The 22639-nt window shown below is 44.8% G+C and carries 22 protein-coding genes; 10 read left to right on the top strand and 12 right to left on the bottom strand.

Annotated elements, in window-relative coordinates; translation table 11 throughout:
- Positions 1 to 16 precede the first annotated feature (16 nt).
- From blaOXA to ACDQ55_RS04450, 3 genes are all read left to right on the top strand, one after another.
- The gene (gene blaOXA, locus ACDQ55_RS04460) at positions 17 to 826 is read left to right on the top strand and encodes a class D beta-lactamase (RefSeq protein ID WP_420979945.1); all 810 of its coding nucleotides are present in this window, start codon (positions 17 to 19) and stop codon (positions 824 to 826) included.
- 294 nt (positions 827 to 1120) lie between these two features.
- On the top strand, positions 1121 to 2140 hold the full coding sequence (locus tag ACDQ55_RS04455) for a VWA domain-containing protein (RefSeq protein ID WP_420979944.1): 1020 nt from the start codon (positions 1121 to 1123) through the stop codon (positions 2138 to 2140).
- Positions 2141 to 2155: 15 nt separating this feature from the next.
- On the top strand, positions 2156 to 2980 hold the full coding sequence (locus ACDQ55_RS04450; protein ID WP_420979943.1) for a tetratricopeptide repeat protein: 825 nt from the start codon (positions 2156 to 2158) through the stop codon (positions 2978 to 2980).
- 426 nt (positions 2981 to 3406) lie between these two features.
- Here the strand turns inward: ACDQ55_RS04450 and ACDQ55_RS04445 are convergent, their stop codons facing one another.
- The 4 genes from ACDQ55_RS04445 to ACDQ55_RS04430 form a co-directional block, all read right to left on the bottom strand.
- Positions 3407 to 4531, bottom strand: a complete 1125-nt coding sequence (locus tag ACDQ55_RS04445) for an efflux RND transporter periplasmic adaptor subunit (protein ID WP_420979942.1) — start codon at positions 4529 to 4531, stop codon at positions 3407 to 3409.
- Between the two features lie 51 nt (positions 4532 to 4582).
- The gene (locus ACDQ55_RS04440; RefSeq protein WP_420979940.1) at positions 4583 to 7825 is read right to left on the bottom strand and encodes an efflux RND transporter permease subunit; all 3243 of its coding nucleotides are present in this window, start codon (positions 7823 to 7825) and stop codon (positions 4583 to 4585) included.
- Between the two features lie 55 nt (positions 7826 to 7880).
- Complete coding sequence (locus tag ACDQ55_RS04435) at positions 7881 to 9296, bottom strand: TolC family protein (RefSeq protein ID WP_420979939.1); 1416 nt, start codon at positions 9294 to 9296, stop codon at positions 7881 to 7883.
- Positions 9297 to 9414: 118 nt separating this feature from the next.
- Positions 9415 to 10275 carry a helix-turn-helix domain-containing protein gene (locus ACDQ55_RS04430; protein WP_420979938.1) on the bottom strand — a complete coding sequence of 287 codons (861 nt, stop codon included), beginning with the start codon at positions 10273 to 10275 and terminating at the stop codon, positions 9415 to 9417.
- Positions 10276 to 10449: 174 nt separating this feature from the next.
- Here ACDQ55_RS04430 and ispG point away from each other — a divergent pair, with 174 nt between their 5' ends.
- From ispG to ACDQ55_RS04415, 3 genes are all read left to right on the top strand, one after another.
- A complete protein-coding gene (gene ispG, locus ACDQ55_RS04425; RefSeq protein WP_420979937.1) occupies positions 10450 to 12411 on the top strand; it encodes a (E)-4-hydroxy-3-methylbut-2-enyl-diphosphate synthase in 1962 nt (653 codons plus the stop codon).
- Positions 12412 to 12492: 81 nt separating this feature from the next.
- Positions 12493 to 12789, top strand: coding sequence for a hypothetical protein (locus tag ACDQ55_RS04420; protein WP_420979936.1), 297 nt, complete (start codon positions 12493 to 12495; stop codon positions 12787 to 12789).
- Positions 12790 to 12946: 157 nt separating this feature from the next.
- Positions 12947 to 13840 carry a LysR substrate-binding domain-containing protein gene (locus tag ACDQ55_RS04415; protein ID WP_420979935.1) on the top strand — a complete coding sequence of 298 codons (894 nt, stop codon included), beginning with the start codon at positions 12947 to 12949 and terminating at the stop codon, positions 13838 to 13840.
- 18 nt (positions 13841 to 13858) lie between these two features.
- On the opposite strand, the gene ACDQ55_RS04410 is transcribed toward ACDQ55_RS04415, so the two are convergent.
- From ACDQ55_RS04410 to ACDQ55_RS04385, 6 genes are all read right to left on the bottom strand, one after another.
- Positions 13859 to 14374 (bottom strand): GNAT family N-acetyltransferase, encoded by a 516-nt coding sequence (locus ACDQ55_RS04410; RefSeq protein WP_420979934.1) that lies wholly within the window; start codon positions 14372 to 14374, stop codon positions 13859 to 13861.
- A gap of 15 nt (positions 14375 to 14389) precedes the next feature.
- Complete coding sequence (locus ACDQ55_RS04405) at positions 14390 to 15139, bottom strand: metal-dependent hydrolase (protein ID WP_420979933.1); 750 nt, start codon at positions 15137 to 15139, stop codon at positions 14390 to 14392.
- A gap of 129 nt (positions 15140 to 15268) precedes the next feature.
- Positions 15269 to 15760 carry a hypothetical protein gene (locus tag ACDQ55_RS04400; RefSeq protein ID WP_420979932.1) on the bottom strand — a complete coding sequence of 164 codons (492 nt, stop codon included), beginning with the start codon at positions 15758 to 15760 and terminating at the stop codon, positions 15269 to 15271.
- Positions 15761 to 15880: 120 nt separating this feature from the next.
- A complete protein-coding gene (locus ACDQ55_RS04395) occupies positions 15881 to 16381 on the bottom strand; it encodes a hypothetical protein (protein ID WP_420979931.1) in 501 nt (166 codons plus the stop codon).
- Positions 16382 to 16522: 141 nt separating this feature from the next.
- The gene (locus ACDQ55_RS04390) at positions 16523 to 16996 is read right to left on the bottom strand and encodes a hypothetical protein (protein WP_420979930.1); all 474 of its coding nucleotides are present in this window, start codon (positions 16994 to 16996) and stop codon (positions 16523 to 16525) included.
- Complete coding sequence (locus tag ACDQ55_RS04385) at positions 16987 to 17487, bottom strand: RNA polymerase sigma factor (RefSeq protein WP_420979928.1); 501 nt, start codon at positions 17485 to 17487, stop codon at positions 16987 to 16989. The genes ACDQ55_RS04390 and ACDQ55_RS04385 overlap by 10 nt, the downstream gene beginning before the upstream one ends.
- A 449-nt stretch (positions 17488 to 17936) precedes the next feature.
- Here ACDQ55_RS04385 and ACDQ55_RS04380 point away from each other — a divergent pair, with 449 nt between their 5' ends.
- Positions 17937 to 18950, top strand: coding sequence for a lipid A-modifier LpxR family protein (locus ACDQ55_RS04380; protein ID WP_420979927.1), 1014 nt, complete (start codon positions 17937 to 17939; stop codon positions 18948 to 18950).
- Positions 18951 to 18970: 20 nt separating this feature from the next.
- Positions 18971 to 19507 carry a hypothetical protein gene (locus tag ACDQ55_RS04375; RefSeq protein ID WP_420979926.1) on the top strand — a complete coding sequence of 179 codons (537 nt, stop codon included), beginning with the start codon at positions 18971 to 18973 and terminating at the stop codon, positions 19505 to 19507.
- 19 nt (positions 19508 to 19526) lie between these two features.
- Here ACDQ55_RS04375 and ACDQ55_RS04370 read toward each other — a convergent pair whose 3' ends face one another.
- Positions 19527 to 19988: an SRPBCC family protein gene (locus tag ACDQ55_RS04370; RefSeq protein ID WP_420979925.1), complete on the bottom strand. Its 462-nt coding sequence runs from the start codon at positions 19986 to 19988 to the stop codon at positions 19527 to 19529.
- Between the two features lie 135 nt (positions 19989 to 20123).
- On the opposite strand from ACDQ55_RS04370, the gene ACDQ55_RS04365 reads away from it, so the two are divergent.
- Both ACDQ55_RS04365 and recR read left to right on the top strand, forming a co-directional pair.
- On the top strand, positions 20124 to 21608 hold the full coding sequence (locus ACDQ55_RS04365; RefSeq protein ID WP_420979924.1) for an Ig-like domain-containing protein: 1485 nt from the start codon (positions 20124 to 20126) through the stop codon (positions 21606 to 21608).
- A 62-nt stretch (positions 21609 to 21670) separates the two neighbouring features.
- Positions 21671 to 22288, top strand: a complete 618-nt coding sequence (recR, locus tag ACDQ55_RS04360; RefSeq protein ID WP_420979923.1) for a recombination mediator RecR — start codon at positions 21671 to 21673, stop codon at positions 22286 to 22288.
- A gap of 84 nt (positions 22289 to 22372) precedes the next feature.
- On the opposite strand, the gene ACDQ55_RS04355 is transcribed toward recR, so the two are convergent.
- The gene (locus tag ACDQ55_RS04355) at positions 22373 to 22597 is read right to left on the bottom strand and encodes a hypothetical protein (RefSeq protein ID WP_420979921.1); all 225 of its coding nucleotides are present in this window, start codon (positions 22595 to 22597) and stop codon (positions 22373 to 22375) included.
- Between the last annotated feature and the right edge of the window lie 42 nt (positions 22598 to 22639).

Below are 22639 nucleotides of genomic sequence, written 5' to 3'. Positions count from 1 at the left end.
TCATAACCTAATCATTATGCTGATGAAACGATTTGGCTGGATGTTATTGGCAATAGGCCTGTCTCTCGCTGCCTGCGCACCGAATAATGTAAAAGAAGAAAAAAACTGGGAAAAATATTTCGCCCAATACAAGGTGGAAGGTACTTTCATGTTATTCAATAACAGCCAGGGCGAATTTAAGGTATACAACCTGGAAAGGGCTAAAAAACGCTTCCAGCCTGCCTCTACATTTAAAATCTTCAATACGCTGGTAGGCCTGCACACCGGCGTTATCAAAGATACCAGCATGGTTATTCCCTGGGATGGTGTTACCCGCCAGTTTCCTGCCTGGAACCAAAACCTTACCATGGCCCAGGCTTTCCGGCTTTCGGCAGTACCCTACTACCAGGAAGTAGCACGCCGTATTGGTCAACCTACCATGCAGTTATGGTTAGACTCTATCAAATACGGCAATATGAAAATCAGCCGTATAGATACTTTCTGGCTAGACAATTCCCTTCTTATTTCCCCGGATGAAGAACTGGGGTTTGTGAAAAAACTGTACTTCGACCAGTTACCTTTCGCTAAAACTACGATGAAAACAGTGCGGGAGGTAATGCTAATGGAGAAAACCCCTAAATATGAATTATATTACAAAACCGGCTGGGATGCCAATGATGTGAAAAAATTGGGCTGGGTTGTAGGCTGGATAGAAGAAAACAGACACCCAACCTTTTTTGTGCTAAATATTGAAACAGAAGATCCTAAAATAGATATTCCAAAAGTACGTATGGAAATACTAAGGGCTATTCTTACTGAGTCAGGCTATTTTAAGGGAGAAATGTAATATATAATGTACCGGATGCCGCTAACTGTCATCATCAGCTTGCCCGGCTCAATCGTATATCCCAATAAATTATTACGAGCAGGGGCTGTCTCTAAATTAGAGGCAGCCCCTGCTCGTTCCAGTACTAACGGCAACAAAAAACGCTGCTGTTAACCTTCACTTTATCCGCTACCCTGAGTAATCCGTTAAAAAAACTATAAATCCCCATCCCCGGGGCTTGCAATACGTGACAAAAAAATTATTTTTGATGACTTACCCGGTTTACTACCGGTAACGGATATATTATAAACAAGTATGTTACGATTTCAGCATAGCGAATATTTATGGGGACTCGTGCTCCTGTTAGTACTACAGGTGGCCTTCCTGGGCATATCCTGGTGGAAACGCCGCTCTATACGCCGCATAGGTGATCAAGCGCTGGTAGAAAAACTCTTCACCGGCTATTCCCGCAAACTGTTTGTGGTAAAGTTCCTGCTTATCTTTCTCGCTTTCTTCTTTGGCGTAATCGGACTGGCCAATCTGCAAAAGGGTAGCCGCATGGAGAAAATCACCCGCAAAGGAGTGGATGTAGTGGTAGCGCTGGATGTAAGTAAAAGTATGTTGGCTACCGACGTACAACCTAACCGCCTTACACGAGCCCGTCAGTTGATCAGTAAGCTGATGGACAAATTGGACAATGACCGCATTGGTCTGGTAGTATTTGCCGGCAATGCTTACCTCCAAATGCCGCTCACGGTAGATTACTCAGCCGCCAAAATGTATCTAAGTACTGTATCCCCTGATATGATCCCTACCCAAGGAACTGCTATTGGACAGGCCATCCAGGTATCAGATGATGCTTTCAATAAAAAAGAACGTAAACATAAGGCCCTGATTATTATTTCCGATGGGGAAGACCATGATGAAACCGCCATACAACGCACTAAAACGGCTTTCGATGATGGTGCTGTAACCAACACTATCGGGATAGGCTCAGCAAGTGGTTCCCCTCTTCCCGATCCGGAAACCGGCGGTTATAAAAAAGACAGGGAAGGCAATACCGTTATTTCCAAACTGAACGAAGCCGAGCTTAAATCCATTGCCGCCGCCGGTAAAGGCATCTATCAACATCTCGATAATAATACAGATGATGTGGTAAACACACTGGTTAACAAAATCGACAGCATGGAACAAAAAGAATTTGGGGAAAACGTATTTACAGACTATAACAGTTACTTTCAATACTTTCTGGGCGTATGCCTGGCACTACTGTTGATCGAATTTTTTATTCCGGAAGTAAAGATCAAACGTACTTCCGATACTACAGCAGCTTAATTATTATAATAGGTCATGAAAAGTGGTTTTATTAAATATGGTCTCATTACCGCGATAGCGCTGCTGGCTGCTGTCCAGGTGTTTGCGCAAAATGGTACCAACAAGTATATCCGGAAAGGAAATGAGCTGTACAGCAAGCAAAAATATTCCGATGCAGAAGCCAGCTATAAAAAAGCGCTGGAACAAAACGCCCAATCTGTTGTAGGCAGCTACAACCTGGGCAATTCACTCTACCAGCAGAAACGCTACGACGATGCACGGGCCCAATACGCCAACAGCCTTAAACTAGACGGCAAACCAGCTATCAAATCCGATGCAGATTATAACATCGGCAATACCTACATGGAAAGCAAAAAGTGGGAAGAAAGTATCAAATCCTATAAACAGGCATTGAAAATCAATCCTGCTGATGAAGATGCCCGTTATAACCTCGCCTATGCACAAACTATGCTAAAAAAACAACAAGGCGGAGGAGGAGGAAATAACGATAAAGACAAAAATAAGGATAAGGATAAAGACAAGAATAAGAACGATAAGAACGACAAAAACAAAGATCAGAACAAAGACCAGCAGAATAAAGACAATAAAGATCAGAATAAAGACCAAAACAAGGACCAGCAAAACAAAAATCAGAATAAGGATCAACAGAACAAAGACCAGGATAAAGGAAAAGACAAAGAAGACCAAGACCAGCAACAAAAACCGGAACCACAGCCCAGCAAAATGAGTAAACAAGAGGCAGAACGCTTGCTACAGGCCTTATCACAAGAAGAAAGGAAACTGCAGGATAAATCTAAAAAGGTAAAGGGGCAACCTGCACAAACAGAAAAAGACTGGTAAGCATAGTTACTTACTTAAAAGATAACGGGACTGTGCTTAATAGTACAGTCCCGGTTTTATTTATAGACTGCCTTGGCAACATTTAGTGAGGGTTCCCGATCCATCTAAGCAATAAGTGTAAGGCTCCACAACAAAAGGATTCCTTACAGATCAGATAATAAAAAACCGGAACAAGAGTATTCCGGCCATTTACCTAAACCTACAATTATTACGTGGCGTAACAATTCTCTTTACGGATAAAGGTTACAGGATATATTTAAAGCAACAGCGCTTCTTTATCCGAAGCGCTGTATCGCTCATTGATCCGGGAAGTATGTTTGCCTGCTATTGGTCACTCTTAATTTTACCGTATATTATCCAATTAACAGGTTCCTTCAACATGCTGATTAACGCTACCGCAAACAGCTTCCCACCTTTAAACACACATTATTTTGTGGCTGCCTGCAAGAGCGTGCCTTCTTTTATTTCATCACTGCCGTTCTGTACCAGCTGATCGTTATCTGACAGATCACCGAATATTTCTACCAGGCCATTTGATTCGTTCCCACATTTTATGGGTATCCACACCGCTTTGCTGTTGACTGCTTTGATCACAAACACTCTTTCTGAGTTGCTCACAATAGCTGATTTAGGCACTACATACACATCTTTTTTACCGGGTAGCGGCATTTGTACTTCTGCGTACATGCCCGGAAGCAGTTTTGCGGCTTTATTGGCTACGTCCATTTCCAATATTTCGGAGCGGAGCTTCACATCCAAACTACCGGCTATACGGTTCACTTTCGCAGTAAACGTATCACCAGGAAGTGATTTCACAGTAAACTGTACATCACTGGCATGGCGGGCGGCATCTGTATATATTTCGGGAACGGCAACGGATAAACGCAATTTCTGTTGTTCCTCCAGGCGGAATAAAGGTTTATCAGAACCTTTACCGGCGGGTCCTACGTAAGTACCGGGGTGCACGTTACGCTGACTGATAACTCCACTGAAAGGTGCACGGATTACGAGGTAGCCCAACATTTGCTGCACTTCATGGTAAGACGATCTGGAAGACAGCAATTCTGCGCTGTCGGCACTCATTTTTTCGAAGGCCATATCCAAATCATTAGGAGAAATAGTACCAGGCACCTTACTGGTTTTCAGCAAACGCTCATAAGTAGCCTTACTGGCGCGGTACATTGCTTCTTTGGTATGCAAACGGCTTTGAGCTTCCAGCAATTGGGTATTCATTTCAGGTGCATCCAGGGTCGCCAATACCTGACCTGCCACCACCTGGCTGCCCAGGTCTACATTAACCGCTTTAACGTAGCTATTTACTTTAGCATATAGGTCTGCAAATTGAAAGGGCTTTATTTCTCCGGGTAATTTGAGGGAAGCATCCAGTTGGCTTTTCTGTAGGTGGATAACTTTCACCTGCACGCGCTGGTCATCTGTACCAGCTTCATCGCTTGCTTCAGAATTATGGCAGGAAGCAAAGAATAAGCCTATCGGCAACAATGCGGCAGCCGTCATGGCCCTGTACGACAGACTGTATTTATATATGTTCATGATATTAAAATGTCGTTTAGTCATTAAAGTTATACATTAAAAAAGGCCTGTTTAAACATGTTTGGCGCCTGGTACATAAAACTGGCTGTTTACATCTTCCGGATCTAACGATACAGATTTCACAGATGATTTCTGTTGTACCCAGGAAAATATCAATGGTAAAATAAACAGCGAAGCAAAGGTACTGGCAATTAGCCCACCGATTACTGCGCGGCCCAGCGGAGCGGTTTGGTCGCCGGCTTCGCCCAAGCCAGATGCCATCGGAATCATACCCGCCACCATGGCTATACTTGTCATCAAAATTGGACGCAAACGTATAGAGGTACCTTCCAGCGCAGATTTACGGGAATCATTATTTTCCAGGCGTAGTTTCTCTGCATTTGTTATCAATAAAATAGCATTTGCCACAGACACTCCAACAGACATGATAATACCCATGTAAGACTGCAGGTTCAGTGTAGAACCAGTAAGGAGGAGCATCACTAAGGAACCGGCTAATACAGCAGGTATGGTAGAAGTAACTACCAGCGCTACCTTAAATGACTGGAAGTTGGCGGCCAGCAATAACAAAATCACAATAATAGCCACTAACAATCCAGACTGCAGGCTGTTCAGCGTTTCATCCAGCAGGTTCATCAAACCACGCTTCTCTACACTGATACCACGGGGTGGTTCACCAGCATTTTTAATCGCTTCCGCCACTGCTGCAGAGGCTTTACCCAAATCTTTCTTATAAATATTGGCGCCGATAGACACAATTCTCAATGCACCAATACGGTCGTATTCTCCCACAATCGTATCAGGCCGCAATGTGGCCACATCCCCCAGGGAGGGGCGGGATTTATCTTTACTAACAGGAATAGACGCCAGGTCATTAATGCTCGACATCTCATTTTCCGGTACAGCTACTTGTACAAAATAAGAAGTAGCATTCCTTTCATCGAGCCAGTTGTTCTTTTCAGTAAAGCGGCTGGAAGAAGTGGAAGCAGTCAGCGATTTGGCAATATCTGTTACACTCACCCCCAACTGGCCTGCCCTTTCCCGGTCTATATTGATACGGATGGCAGGGTAATCCATCGGCTGGTTAATCTGTATATCCCGCAGATAAGGGATCTTCTTCATTTCTGCCAATACCTTCTGTGCAAAAGGCACGCTTTCCTTCAGATTTTTACCCATCACCGCAATTTCGATGGGGGTAGAAGCTCCCTGGCTCATTACCTTATCCGTAAGATCTATCGGTTCAAAGCTCATCTTCACTTCCGGCATCTGTTCGTGTATTCGTTTCCGTAATTTCTCTTTAAACTCGTCCATATTCACCTTGTAATCTTCTTTCAGGTTCACCTGTAATACCGCTTCGTTGGGCGTAGCCATAAAGAGGTAGATGGGGTTGGTGGAATAAGAAGACGGATGGGTACCGATAAAGGAAGAGGTAATGTCAATGTTTTTGGCGCCTACCATTTCTTTCAGAATATCGGTAGATTTAATAAGCATGGCTTCCGTTCTTTCCAAACGGGTTCCGGTAGGCTTTTTCAAGCGCAACTGGAACTGTCCGTTGTTGAGCTTGGGTAAAATATCGCGCCCAATAATACTCATACAAAATCCTACAATCACCACCACACCAATAAAGTAAGCGCCGATCACCAGGCCCCGCCTTTTCATCAGTCCTTCCAGCCAGCCAATAAAGCGGAGCTTAAAGCGATCGAACCTGGAAATGTTTTTGGTATGCCTTTGTTCGTCTTTAATTTCTTTATCAATGTAACCAGCCGTTTTGTGCGGAGCATTACTGTGTACATGCGGATGACCATGCTGCTGGAATTTGTCTGCTTTTAATATCCAGTTAGACAAGATAGGCACCAATGTTTGTGACAGCAGGTAAGAGGCGATCATAGAGAACCCAATCGCCAGCGACAATGGCATAAACATCGCCCTGGGTACGCCCACCATGGTAAAGGATGGTGCAAAAACAGCCAGGATACACAAAAGAATCAACAGCTTAGGAAAGGCGATCTCCTGGCAGGCATGCCAGATAGCTTGTGCTTTGGGCTTACCCATTTCCAGATGCTGGTGTATATTTTCGATGGTTACCGTAGACTCGTCTACCAGGATACCAATGGCCAGCGCTAACCCGCTGAGGGTCATGATATTGATAGTTTGACCAAACAATTTCAGCAACATCACGCCTATAATGATAGACACCGGAATGGTAATAATAACAATATAGGCGCTACGACGATCACCCAGGAACAACAACACCATTAAGGCGGTAAGTACTGCACCAATCACCCCTTCGCTGATCAGGCTTTTTACAGCATTGATCACATATACGCTCTGGTCAAACACAAAAGATACTTTCACATCTTCCGGCAACAGCTTTTGGATATTGGGCAGGGCCTTTTTTAAGTTATTTACCACTGTCCAGGTGGAAGCATCGGCTGTTTTGATGATGGGAAGATATACAGAACGTTTGCCGTTGATCACTGCGTAGCTACTGGTAATATCCGCTGCATCTTCTACCTTAGCCACATCTTTCACAAATACGGTAGGCCCGTCACCCATTATCAATGGGATGCTTTCGAATTCCTTTACCGTACGTATAACGGTGTTAGCAGGTGTGAGATAGGTGATATCGCCAATACGCACGTTACCGGCAGGCGATATCTGGTTATTATCTTTGATGGCGGCTACTACCTGGTCTGCCGTAAGATGGTGGCTGCGCATCAGTTCCGGGTCTACATGAATAACAATGGTACGGGAGTTACCTCCAAAAGGTGCTGGGGAAGTAAGACCTGCAATACGGCTAAAAGATGGGCGCACAATGGTCATGGCCAAATCCTGCAGTTCATTATTGGAACGTGTAGGACTGCTCAGCGCCAATTGTCCGATAGGCAAAGTAGAGGCATCAAAGCGAATAATAAAAGGCGGTTGCGTACCGGCCGGCATTGAGGAAAATGCACGATTGGCCATCGCAGTTACTTCTGCCGCGGCTTGCGCCATATTAGTCCCTTCATAAAAAGAGATTTTAATCATGGTAAGCCCCTGTATATTCTTGGCCTCAATATCTTTTACACCTGTTACATACAGGAAAAGGTTCTGGTAGTTGGTCGCAATAAAGCCTTCCATCTGCTGAGGCGACATACCGCCATAGGGCTGCGACACATAGATCGCAGGCAGATTCAGGTCCGGAAAGATATCTATTTTAATATCCCGCGTTGATTTGATACCAAAAAACAATAGGCCCATCACAACCACGATGATGGCTATTGGTTTCTGTAATGCGGTTCTGATCAAGTTCATATAGTGCAGAGTTTAGTCGCTGAAGTATCCACTGCAGCAACTGTTAAGCTGTTGGTTATAATTGACTTAAAAACAATTGCAGATCACCTACGGTAGCCGCCTTGTACAAAATTGCCTGCCATACGCCGTTGTAGGCGATATCCCTGTCGGTTTCCGCACGGTTAATGTTATACAGGGCCTGCGACAAGTCTGCGATATTGGCTAACCCGTTTTCATACAAAGTGCTCTTCTGCAGGAAGGCATCACTGGCGGCTTTAAGCCCTACAGGCGCTTCCCGGTACTTCTTCACGGCATTGTCTATCTGTTGTTCCGATAATTGTAGCTGATGTTCCAAACGACTGTAGGTGAGATTGTATTCATTCTTCAACCCTTCCGTAGTATACTGTTGGCGGGCTACCTGAGAATGGGTGCGCCAGATATCCGTTACCGTCCAGGAAAGGTTTAAGCCGATTAGGTAATTGGATACCTGCGGTTTAACGCCCGTCCAATAGCCCCGGCCGAAATGATCTTTATTAGCAAAGCCGTAGTCGTGATCGAATCCGGATCCGCGGGTTTGCATCGTACCCATAAAGGAAAGACGAGGCATAATATTTTTGCTGAGGAGCTGCTGGTTAGCCTGGCTTACCGCAACACGGGAACTATAATATTTCAGCAAAGGCTGATCACGCAGGGAAATAGCATCTGGTGCAGATACTGTTTCCAGCAGTTGATTAGGTATTTTGGTAACGAAAGTAGTGTCGAGGAAGAAGTGCTGTGGAGACACATCCATCATTTCAGCAAGTTTATTGCTCTGTACCTCTTCATAGTTCACTGCATCTATTAGCGTAAGTTTCGCTTTGGATACTTCTGCATTGGCGATGGAGCTGTCTACACCTGCGCTGAGGCCATTGAGCGCCCTGGTAGTGATGATACGCTGCAGATCTTCCGCCCTTTTCAGGTTCGATTCCATTGCCCCTCTTAAACGTTGTGCGGCAAGAAGATTGAGATAGGCGCCGGCAATCCGTACCTGTTGTTCAAACTTTTCTTGCTCCAGGTCGGCCTGACTAAAATTCAGCTGCTCTTTGGCAACCGCCACTTTCGCGTGCTGGCGGCCAAAAGTTATTACATCCCAACTAACATTGGCAAGGTATAAGCCTCCAAAGGCGGCATTCCAGTTCTGTGAAGGCATAGCAGGTCCTGAAGCGCCGGTAGTCCAACCTTTATAACCCCACATAGGACCATTTTCTCCATTTACGGTTCCATAACTATTTTGAGCGGCAAGGTTCAGATCAGGTAAGTATTCTCTTTTAACTGCGCTGATGTTTTCTGTAGCTGCTTTAGCATAGTTTTCTTTTGCCTTGATAGACTGATAATTTTTCAGTCCTGTTTGCAATGCGTCCTGTAAGGTAAGTGGGTGCGATTGCCCCATCACTGCGGCCACACTGCACCCTGCTGTAACAACCAGCAAGGAAAGCGGTTTCCAGATGTTCATGTTTAAGTCTATATCTAATAGCGTCTAAAAAAAGCCGTTGGTAAGCCTGGCAAATATTGAACGCAAAGATAGACAGGTGTAAAGGAGCCTGTTAGGACAATTCAACTATTGACTTGTACTATTTGAACATCATATCCCGGAAGTCCTGGGGAGAAACACCCGTATTATTTTTAAAAAAACGGCTAAAGTAGGCAGGGTCTTCAAATCCGAGTTCATAGCAGATTTCTTTGACACTTTTATGACTAAAAGCAAGATTCCGTTTGGATTCCAGAATAATCCGGTCGTGCAATAATTCGGTAACGGTGCGGCCAGTGCTTTCTTTGGTAATCTCATTCAACCGCTTAGGGGTAAGGGCAAAAGCATTGGCATAAAAAGCCACCTGGTGTTCGGTACAGAAATGTTCTTCTAACAGACGACGGAGCTGCACTACGCGGGCATCGTGCGCATAGGGCATAGTAACCGCAGTATTGCGGTCTTTTTCCCGTTCTGCAAGCAGCATAAAAGCATTGAGATAATGCTTTACAATACCGCGGCCACAGGAAGGAGCGCTGCTTTTTTCCCGGCTCATTAAGTCTACCAGCCCGCGAAGCGACTCAGCAGTTTCATTACTAATACTGATGGGGCCGTATCCATGCCAATTATCAAAAAGATTGGTGAAATCGTAAAGTGTTTCTTTGTCGTGTTTGTTGGTGAAATAGAATTTTTCTGTGAAATACAGGAAAAAGCCCTCCCTTTCACAATCGAGCTGGTGCACCTGACCAGGCCGAAGCAGAAAAATCATGTTATCTTCTACCTTATACCACACGAAATCTACCATGTGCCTGCCTTTTGCCTTGGTAAACCACATGATTTGGAAATGATCGTGCCGGTGTGGCATATTGGTAAGCTCGTTGCTGTACTTACCCAAGGGTGCTACATTGAACTGCCCGTTAAAAGGCAATTGCTGATAAGGTATATCAGCGCTTTTATTGACTAACATAAAGTGTCGCGAATTTACAACTTTATCCCCTATTAATTGCCCCTGCATATTCCGTTCATGGAATTTAATGTAGCTTTAAGGCCGCAGTAGCAACCTTGTACCCATAACAATTTTGTAACTGACATTATACTGTACAGGTTTATTAACTTTGCTCTGCAGGAAAACAAAAAACGTATGCAGCTTTATTGCAACTCTCTGACAGAATACAAGCGTCTGGCCACGCTGGAAGTAAAGGTGGGAGATCTCATCATTGGTAATTTTAACCCGGTGCGTATCCAAACCATGACTACCACAGATACTATGGATACCGCCGCCACTGTGGCTCAAACCATCCGCTGCATTGAAGCCGGCGCCGAACTGGTACGCATTACCGCCCCCAGTAAAAAAGAAGCAGATAACCTGCTCGCTATTAAAACGGAACTCCGCAAACAGGGCTATACTACCCCTCTGGTAGCTGATATCCACTTCACCCCCAATGCCGCTGAGATAGCCGCCCGCATTGTGGAAAAAGTGCGTATTAACCCCGGAAATTATGTAGATAAAAAGAAATTTGAACAAATCGATTACACCGATAGCGAATACCAGGAAGAAATAGACCGTATCCGGGAACGTTTCACTCCCCTGGTAAGCATCTGCAAAGAATATGGCACCGCCATGCGTATTGGCACCAACCATGGTTCCCTGAGCGACCGCATTATGAGCCGCTATGGAGATACGCCTATGGGCATGGTGGAAAGCGCTATGGAATTTTTACGCATTGCAGAAGACCTTCACTACCGCAATATCGTGTTGAGCATGAAAGCCAGCAATCCACAGGTGATGGTACAGGCTTACCGGCTGTTGGTACAAACCATGCAGCAAGAACTAGGGCATTGCTACCCCCTTCATCTCGGCGTAACAGAAGCTGGCGACGGAGAAGATGGCCGCATTAAATCCGCCATCGGCATAGGCACCCTGCTGGAAGACGGGGTAGGCGATACCATCCGCGTATCCCTTACCGAAGATCCGGAGTTTGAATTGCCAGTATGTAAGGATATTGTGAAACGGTATACACACCGCAACGACTATACGACTATACCACCGGTAGCACAAGTGCCCTACTCTCCTTTCAACTATCAACGCAGAGAGAGTACGCCTGTAGAAAACACCGGCGACAAACAAGTACCGGTAGTAGTAGCAAACTATAGCCATTACACCCATCTGGAACCAACCGACTTATCTGCTATCGGATATACATACGATGCTCCCAGCGATAAATGGAACATTGGCGACGCCGCAGCTGATTATATCTACACCGGTAAGCAATTACCTGATTTTGCCTTGCCTGGCACCCTGCGTATAGTAACGGACGCAGATGTATGGCAATCCCTCCACCAGCAACAAGATATAGTACCTTACTTTGGTACCCGGCATTATATAACTGCCTGCCAGCAAGGCACTACTGCTCCTGTTAATTTTGTGCAACTGGACTGTAACCATCTTCACTCTGCCGACAACGAACAACTGTTGTTACAGCTCGCGAACCCGGATACTGCCACTAGTACCATTCTCGTGGCCACGGCTACCGGCAGTAATGCTATGGCCGCTATCCGGCGTTTATTCATCTTACTGCTGGATAAAAAAATCGCTGTGCCGGTCATTATCCAAAGTATTAGCCATCAGCCTTCGGCAGATGAACACCTGATACATCATGCCACCGAAGCCGGCGCTCTCCTATTAGACGGCTTTGGCGACGGTATCTGGTTAAGCAACGAGAAAGCGCAACGCAGTGAAGAAGCCACATTAAATAACATCGCCTTCGGTATCCTGCAAGCCACTCGTACCCGCATCTCCAAAACAGAATATATCTCCTGCCCTTCCTGCGGTCGTACCCTGTTCGACCTGCAAGAAACCACTGCCCGTATCCGCGCGGTTACGCATCACCTGAAAGGCGTTAAAATTGCCATTATGGGTTGCATCGTAAACGGTCCGGGAGAAATGGCGGATGCCGATTTTGGCTATGTTGGCAGCGGAGTAGGCAAGATCACACTTTATAAGGGTAAAGAGATCGTGAAGCGAGGCCTGAACAGCGATGTAGCGGTAAACGAACTCATTGACCTGATCCGCGAAAACGGTATGTGGGTAGATAAAAATTAATTTATTAAATATTACTTAAAACAGCGGTAACGACACGTTGATCCAGAAAAAAAGCTTAAATTTTCATAAAACAAAATCACTATGAAAAAGCTCCTCACTGGATTTTTGGCTTTGTTTATTGGCTTAACCGTAACAATGGCTCAAACTCCTGCCACCGCCCAAAAAGAAGCTAAAACCACCAAAACCCAAACCGAAAAGAAAGCGGAAAGTACTGCAGCTGCCCATACCAAGAAAAACGGCACTCCAGATAAGCGCTTTAAAGAAAATAAAACCAGCAACACTACAACGCCAGCAGCCGGACCTACCAAAAAAGATGGCACTCCTGACATGCGCTATAAATCCAACAACAAGGAAGCTGGTAAAAAGAAAAAGTCATAGTCTATCCAGGTAGGCTAAACGAGATAAATAATTCCTCACCACCGTACAGGCTTTACTGTACGGTGGTTTTATTTTCCCCCTTTGCGCATAGCCACTGCCCTACGCCACTGAAGCGTATATCCTCCATAATTGTAAGGTATTTTTGTATTTTTATAGTATGTTCGATTTCAGACTCCGGGTATTTCACACCGTCGCAAAACGCCTTAGCTTCACCAAGGCCGCCGAAGAATTATATATTTCGCAACCGGCAGTCACCAAACATATTCATGAACTGGAACAACAACTGGGAATGGCCTTGTTTGAAAGGATTGGCAACCGCATCAAATTAACCCGCGCCGGCCTGTTGGTAATGCACCATGCGGAGATCATCTTTACCGATTACCGCAACCTGGAGTACGATGTAAACCAATTAAAACATATGCAGGGCGGCCTACTGCCTATAGGTGCCAGCACTACCATTGCTCAATATTTGCTGCCTCCTTTACTGGCCAAGTTTAATCAGCGCTACCCGGATGTAAAAACATCGCTGACTAATGGCAATACCGAGCAAATTGAACAGGCCCTGTTCGAAAAAACCATACAGCTGGGCATTATAGAAGGTAGCTCCAAAAATCCTTTGCTGAAATATGTGGAGTTCGCGAAAGATGAAATTGTGTTGGTAGGCAACGTAAAACACCAATATGGCAACGGGGAACCACTCACCCCCGCCGACCTGAAAACCATTCCCCTGCTGATGCGGGAACATGGCTCCGGTACCCTGGAAGTAATTACAGAAGAGCTAAAACGATTAAAGCTGAAAATTTCTGACCTGAATGTAGCCATGTACATGGGCAGTACAGAAAGTATTAAATCCTACCTGCACCATTCCCCTTGCGCCGCTTTTATTTCCTTGCAGGCCATACAGCGGGAGTTGGAGCTGGGAGAATTTACTATTCTGCCGGTAAAGAATTTCAAACTGGTTAGGAAACTGCATTTCACCTACCTGCAAGGCTTACAGGACAAGCTTTGCCAGTTGTTCATCCGCTTTTCAAAACAACATATGGCAGAATAACGTTGAAATATATACGTTTTATAAACCTTGCGTATTCCGTAGTTGCCAATACAACATTTCCCCGGTAGTCTTTATTTCCTGCATCCCCAGGCGTCGCAATACTTTCTGTGAAGCCACATTGGTGACGTCACATTCCGCTACCAACCTCCTTACACCAGGCTGACAGAAGGCCCATGCAACCAAAGCTCCGGCAGCCTCCTGCATATATCCTTTGCTACGGAATACAGGCAATATCGTATAGCCTATTTCTACTGTCCCATTTTTATCCGGGCGGCCCTTAAAGCCCACATCCCCTATTACTTGCCGGTCTTCTTTGGAAACAATGATCCACAGCAGCCAGGGATAAGCCATGGGGTCATGTTGCAACAGTTCTATAAAGTAAGGCAATTGTTCTTTCAGCTCCGTTTGTGGCCACTCGTCCGGCACCCTGGCCTGCAAACTTTCCGCAGCATGAGGATGACGCAGGTATATTTCCGTAAGCAATGGCAAACGGCAAGGAAAAATCTGAAGGCGCGCGGTATCCAAAGACAGCATAAACCAAGACTTTAACTACCAATGCCCGGTGGTAACGATACTGGTATCTAGGGTTTCACCCGCCTTTAATGCATGTATTTCCAACCGGTCCAGGTCTTCTGTTAATACTTTCAGCTTCTCAGGCGTACCGGTTAACGTAGGCATGGTACCGTAATGGCAGGGAATTACATGCCTTACTTTCAGTAGGCGGATAGCAAAAGCCGCCTCCAATGGCCCCATAGTAAAACGGTCCCCTATGGGAAGAATAGCAATATCTGGCTCATAGATCTCGCCAATAAGGGCCATATCACCAAATACAGCAGTATCACCAGAGTAATACACCGAGATATCATCACTTAACCAAATAATATAACCATTGCACGCATGGGGGTAACCTATTTTTCCATCAGGGAGGTTAATGTGTGCAAAATGGAACGCGTTAGTCATGGTTACCTTCACATTCAGGATAGATGCTGTTCCTCCGGCGTTGAGCGGTTCAAAGGTATGTTCCGGCACACCTTGTTCCTGCAAGTAAAACCTTACAATAGGATTAGCAATTACTTTGGGAGAATGGGTCCGGATAATATCCACCATTTTTGCGTCTAGATGGTCGCGGTGACCATGTGTAATGAGAATAAGGTCTATTTGCTCCGGAATGGTGATACCGGCAGGTAAAGCCGGATTATTAGTATACCAGGGATCAATGAGGATAACGTGGCCTTCCGGGGTAGTGATCTGGAAACTGGCATGCGCCAGGAACTGAATTTGGGTATGCTGCTTACTCATATTCTGGTGCTTAATTAATACTATCTAAATATACTATTAATAGCAGAAAGCATAAAACTGTTAAAGCGAACAACCGCTTACCTAAGTGAGCAGCTATTCGCTTTAACAGTTTAATATCAATAAGTTGGTTTATCTTCTTTGCAGGGTGTAGATAATGGCTGCATTATTGCCTTCAAAATTTACAGTAGCCCTCCAGGTCATGATACTGCCAGCACCGGTGATTTCCATGCGGTATCCTTCGGTTACATTTTTAGCTTTATCGCCACTGTAAAGTTTTTTAAATCCAAACATGCTTACGCTACCTTGTTTCGTAAGCGACCAGGCAATCTTTTGGGTAACTGCATTACAACCATTGGCAGTGGAAGTAAGTGTATAAGAGCCGGCTGCGTAATTATCGGGGATCGCCCACTGACTGCCGATAAAACATTTTGCGTTAGCTTCATCAAACACAGTTACTTTGGCGTTATCTGGAATACCTTCGTACTTAATATCAGTTAAAACCCAGTTACCTTTTACAGCACTTTTATTGATGTTTTGCGTTACACCTTGTTTTGGGGAACAGGAAGTTGCTATCATAGCAACCAAAGCTAACAGTAACACTGCTAATGAAATTTTTCTCATGGGTAAATGAATTTGTGTGTTAAATACCATTAGTATCCAACACGCATGCTCGAAATATGGTTTTAAAATACCATGGCAAGTTCAGCATTTACAAGAAACGTACCAAATGAAAGTAAACCCTTAGTGGGCGGGATAAGTAAAAGCATTCACAGACGGAGCTTTTAAGTGAATGAGCACCTCTTCCAGTTGCGCTGCATGGTGATAAAAATACCAGGTGCTTGCTAACAAAACCATATTAAAGATAACGAGTACAATCACTACACAACGCCACCAAACGCTCACGCTAATACGACGATTCCAGAAAGGTTCTACGGGAATGTGCCAGGTGGTGCGGTTAGTATTCGTGTGCTCGTAGGAGTTATAGGAAGTCCAGGCACCATTCTGATGCCTGCCGGAACCGGGTTCAATACGTTGTAATATGCGATCCCGCAGTACCGCCGGCGGTGGTACCGCTTCATGCTGCAGCCGGTCTTCTATCTGGTATTCCCTCACCCTTATTTCCAGATCCAATAGGGGATGGCGTTTGCGTAGGAACAACAACTCTTCTTCCTGTTCTGGAGTCGTTAAGCCTAACAGATAGCGTTCTATGATGCCACTTTCAATATAGTTGGTGATATTCAAACCATTAGTTTTACACAAAACTAAGCAGATACAATGTATTAATATATGCTATATCATAAATACGTTTGGTTAACGGCACGTGGATTCTTAAAATGAGAAAATATTTTAAAATACTGCTTTTAGAGGATTTGCCGTTAAAACTCATCCCAGGTTTGGATGCCTTTGTTCCTGATGATATTGATGCGGAAGATAACTACCGTGTTGTTCTTTGGTTTGTTGGTATTTGAGATAATAGTAGATGGCTAGGAAAAGAAATACCTTAGACATGATAAAGAAAATGATAAAAAAGATTTTCCACCAGCGGTGAACGGTAATATGGTTACCATCTTTGGATTGAATGTTGATAAAAGTATAATTACTGGCCGGATCAGCATAGCCGCCACCGTTTTGCTCCCAGGTAACCTTTTGCAATATGCGGTCCCGGATTTCTTTTGGCGGCATAGCAGGCTCATCAAATGCAGCCCTTTCCAAACGGCGTTCTACATATTCCACCTCTGTATCCAATTCTGGATACAGCCTCCGCATGTGCTGGAGTTCTTCCACCTCTGCATCAGTAGCCAAACCCAAAACAAAGGATTCGATAATACCGCTCTCTATGTAAAATTTTAGTTCCAAGTATCTTTTAAGAATTGTCTGAAAGATTTCATCGCATCTCCCAGGATGTCATTTATTTCCGTCTCCGGTAAAGCCAGCAGACGAGCTATCGTTGTGATTGATAATCCTTTAAAGTAGCTAAGCCGAAATACTTGCTGTTGATCGGCCGGCAGCACAAGATAAAAGCGCTGCAACATTCCTTCTTCCTGTTTCATCAGCTCTGTACCGGTTAATGCAGTTTCAGGTATCGCTTCTTTGATGGCGAATTCCCGGGTTTTACGCATTAGCCAGGAAAACAAGGTACGGTAGCCCGAAGAATGGAACGTTCCAATATGTTGAAAAACCCAGGTAAATACTTTCACGATCACCTCATCCGCCCTTTCACGTATCGGCACTAATTGCAATACCATGTTGTAAAGGGCCCCGGCGTAGCGATCGTATAACAATTCCTTTGCCGCCGGATCACCTATCACTAACCGCTCAATGAGCACTTGCTCACTTATATGTGCCAAATCTCGCCGCAAAAGAAGTTGTGTACCAGGTTTAGTTTCAGAATGCTAATATAAAGAATAATAATATCTATGCGTCGTAACATTTATCAACACAAATAGCTAAAATGGACAACTATCCAAACAAGCCCGGTACTGTAAGGTCACCGTAACTATCCTAATCCCTTATGGCACAATCCTAACCACCTCTACCAACCAGTATAGCCATCAACGTTATTTAGGCTGCCTTCCAACAATTTATACCAATTATTTGTTGGGAGGTGTAGGCGCTGAAAGAAGAACTGAAGTTAGGAAATGACATTCCTTCTATTCTATTTTTTTTCTGCATGATAAATTTAGCAGCAACGCCCAAGGCATATGTCTTATACCTCGCTTCCGACAGCACAGCGGCATAGGCGGGCAAATGGACCTTACAACGTATTTTGATTTCAATCCCTCAATAACAAGGCTGTATGAAGATATTTATACTTTGCCTGCTCCTTTGCTTACCAGCAGCAGTCACCATTGCCCAGATCACACAGGATGCCACCCGACTGTTTCGCATCTATGAAGATGATGATTATTTTAATGTATGGGGGAAAGGCACCGACCGGGCCTATAGCAATGGTACGGCTTTTGGCTATCTCTATATGAAAGAGAAAAAATCCGTGCTTATTGATAAGTGGTTATTTCCTATTGCCGGAAACAATGCCACCAATGTATTTGAATGGGATCTGATGCAAATTATGATGACGCCCAGCAAAATTGCAGATACCAGCTACCAGCCCAAAGATTTTTATTATGCCGGAGCACTCTATGCTACCCATGGCGTTACCTCCTACGATCCTGTAAGAAAACGTAGCTTTCATTCGGAGATCGTATTTGGGGTAATGGGCCCTTGGGCATTAGCCAAACAAACACAGACCTTTGTCCATAAACTGATCGGCTATCAACCACCCAGGGGCTGGGAATACCAGGTACCTAACGCCCCTTTGCTGAACTACAACTTCATCTATGAAATAATGCTATGGAATCCCATTAAAAGCCTGGAAATCATCGGCAACGCCTCCGGTAAGGCCGGCACCATGATAACCAGCGCCGGGGCGTTGGTCTGCTTCCGGTATGGTTTGATAAACCCCTACTTTGGCAACATCGACCAAGCTATTGCTACCCACCGCAGGTTCCAATTGTATCTTTTAGCAAGGCCACAAATCAATTTTACCGCTTATAATGCCTTATTACAAGGTGGAATTTTCAAAAATACCAGCACCAACTATGAAGAACTGGCCGATGAACAGCAAACTTATATGCGTCACATCACCATTGGCCTAGATTATGGCTTTGGTATCACTATTAAACGTATGTCTATTAATTATACTCAAAAAACACAGACAGAATGGATGAGTGGAACCGGCAAACATTCCGTAGGAAATATTACCTTACTAATCCCTGTCTCCCGTAAAACTATTCCGGACTTCCGGCATTAAAGACTAAAAAACACTTACCCATGCACTTTTTTAAAACCATCCTGCTTCCTATTTGTACACTGGCCGTTGTTTCCTGCGCTAACCAAGGCAACAACGCTGCTAATGCTGCCAATACTGATACTGCCCTCAATATAGCGGCACCATCCGATAGCCAGCTGGACGTAACTCCACTTTCTGGCTATTTTGTAAAAAACACCATACAGGTAACCGATAGCCTCACCTTTTGGGTGATCAACAACCAGGCCTCCTTCGACAGTTTATTTGGTATGGCCCAAACCATGAACACTGTTATCGACAAACCCGATTTTGGCACACAACTCGTTGTAGCGGCTACTATGCCTCCTACTTACTATAACACCCAGATACAGTTGGCTTCCGCTACCTCAGACGACCTGGATAACGATGCCATCATGCATTTTGTAGCGGTCGCTAATCCGGATAAAAGCAGCGCTGCTATCGTTCCACTTTGGCTGGGCGCCGTTCCAAAAGCAGGCCAACGTGCCTTTAAACTATATACTGGCGACCAGCTCACCCAAACCATCACCATCCAACAGTAACCAAACTGCCGGATAACCGCTAGCCAAAAACCTTTTCTATAACAGCATAGCGGTAATTGAACAGCGTTTGCAGTTGCTTTTTTACAAACAGGCCATGGGCCAGTTTCCCCAGCCATCCAAAAGGAAGCTGATAATAAACGGTATCCGTCATTTTTACCCCTCCGGGCACTTCCTGGAAACGGTGTTCATGATGCCAGATACGGTAGGGACCTACCCGTTGCTCATCTACAAAATAATTAAGGTAGGATACATGCATGATTTCCGTCATCCACACCAACGGAATACCCAATACCGGCGACACCCTATAAGTAATGATCTGCCCGGGATATACCTGTCCCGTATAAGGAGGCGAGGTAACCCTAAAACGCATATAGGATGGCGTGATATGTTCTAGGTTACCAGGTGAGGAAAAGTAATTCCATACCTCTTCCAAACGGGCTGGAATAAACTGGGTACGCTGTAACGAATAAATACTAGCCATAAGCAATGAAGCTTTGGGAAAGAAAGCTGCTGGCACGAAGATATAAATGGTTAGTGGTTAATAGAAAAAACGCTTATATCTTCGCTTGGGGAGCTTTCTGTTTCTGTATTGTGCTTTCTGCTTTATCTTCGTTATATGAATCAATTTTTCAGGAGCTGGGTTTTCTGGCTGATGTTTATTATCATTTCCGTTTCATTTACGCGATGCGCCAACATTGTACCGCCCAGCGGTGGTCCGAGAGACAGTTTACCACCGGTATTACTACAGGTTACACCTGGCGATTCCAGCCTCCATTTTCATAGTAAAAAGGTCATCTTTATATTCGATGAATATGTAGAGCTGGATAATATCAACGATAAACTGATTGTATCGCCCACCATGAAGCGCACTCCCCTGGTGACGTCTAAACTGCATACCATTACCCTCGAAATAAAGGATACCCTGCAGCCCAATACTACCTATACCTTCAACATGGGAGATGCCGTTCGCGATATCAATGAACACAATATTGCGCAGGATTTCCAATATGTGGTATCTACCGGCGACTACCTGGATAGCCTCCAGGTATCCGGCCACCTGGTAGATGCAGAAACCGGGAAAGTAGACAGTAACGTAGCGGTAATGCTGTACCGGGACCTGAACGACTCTATCGTAACAAAAGAAAAACCGGTGTATTACACAAAAACCAAAGGGGATGGCTCCTTCCGGTTTAAGAATATTGCCTCCGGCACCTATAAGGTGTTCGCCCTGAAAGAGGAAGACAGGGACCTCCAATATAACCAGCCCACAGAGCTGATTGCCTTCGTGGATTCGCCATTGGTACTAAAAGACCGCAATGTACGGGATGTAAATATGATGCTGTTTATGGAAAACGACAGCACCATCAAAGCCCCGGAGGAGCCTGTAGATTCTACAGAGCTACTGCAACAACAGCTGGAAGAAGAAGAAAAGGATAAAGAAAAAGATAAGAAAAAACAGAAGCTGCCCAAGCTAACCATCACCGCTACGCTGGAAAATGGTATGCAAGAATTACCGGCGCCGCTGAAACTCACTTTTTCACTGCCACTCCGGAACCTGGACAGCGCCCGGACCCGGCTGGAGGAAGATAGCACCTATACGCCAGTTACCTTTACCAGCACGATGGATTCTACCCGTACCAAACTAGACATTGGATATACCTGGCAAGAGGGCACCCCCTACCGGTTCATTATCCCTAAAGATGCGCCCACAGATACCGCGGGCCAACAACTGGCCAAAGCAGATACAATCCGTTTTACCACCAAAAAGAAAAGCGACTACGCTATTTTTACGGTTACAGAACTGAATATCAGCGATAGCACCCGCGACGCCATTAATGATACGGCCATGCATTATGTAGTGCAACTTGTTCAGGATAAAACCGTTAAGTATTCCGGCACCATTGTAAACGGCAAATGGAGCCAACGCTATATTACTCCTGGCGATTATGAAATAAGATTACTGCTGGATGCGAACGGCAATGGAAAATGGGACCGGGGACAATACTTCGTTCAGCCTCAGAAACAGCCTGAACGGGTGATTGTTATAGAAAAAGTAAATCTAAAAGCTTTCTGGACGGTACCCAAGAAAATAAATATATAACACCACCACCTACAGCGGAAGCTTTACTATAGCCTCCGCTGTAATATTCCTAACTTTGCGACATGGTATTTTCTTCTGCACTGATAGAGAACGCGGTAAATGAGTTTGCAAAACTGCCGGGGATCGGAAAAAAAACGGCCCTGCGCCTGGTACTGCACCTGCTAAAGCAGGAGCCAACCCAGGTAGCGCAGTTTGGCGATGTGATAGCACGTATGCGGGAGCAGATACAATTCTGCCAGGTATGCCATAATGTATCTGATGCAACCATCTGCAGTATTTGTAGCAACCACTCCCGGCAAAAGCAGCTGGTATGCGTAGTAGAAAGCATCCGGGATGTAATGGCCATAGAGAATACACAACAATTCAACGGCTTATACCATGTGCTGGGCGGCATCATCTCTCCTATCGATGGCATTGGACCCGAACAACTGAATATCCCCTCCCTGGTAGAAAGGGTACAGCGCCACGGCGTGGAAGAAGTAATTATGGCGGTAAGCCCTACCATTGAAGGGGATACCACTATTTACTATCTCTCTAAAAGGTTAAAGGAGTTTCCCGTAAAAATTACAACAATAGCCCGCGGCATCGCTTTTGGCGGAGAACTGGAATATGCCGACGAAATGACGTTGGCCCGCTCCATCAGCAACCGGTTGCCCCTGGAAAGCTACATTAGTAAGTAACGATAAGCCTATAGACTAAATAAATACGGGTGCTCAACAGCACCCGTCTTCGTTTAACCTGTAATTCCACGTTATGAAAAATGTTCAGACAACGTCTTTGTTTAAACGGTCTGGAAATGTTGTATGGTTAGTTATTGATTCTTTTACCTTTTGTTCCTGCAACTCTCTCCACCGTTGCATTTCATACTTATTCAGGAAACATACCTTGAAAACTTCGGGCTGGTGTTCATTATTTTCCTGGGGTACTGGTTGTAAACCCAAACTAGCCAAATGCTGATGCAGGGTGTGGATATGCTCTGATATAGTCATGACTGACATAATTATTTTATTGTAATAAAGAATTGAGAAGAA

The organism is Chitinophaga sp. 30R24 (assembly GCF_049056765.1).
Taxonomy (GTDB): domain Bacteria; phylum Bacteroidota; class Bacteroidia; order Chitinophagales; family Chitinophagaceae; genus Chitinophaga.
The sequence above is the reverse complement of the archived record's forward strand: the minus strand, read 5'-3'. Positions and strand labels throughout refer to the sequence as shown.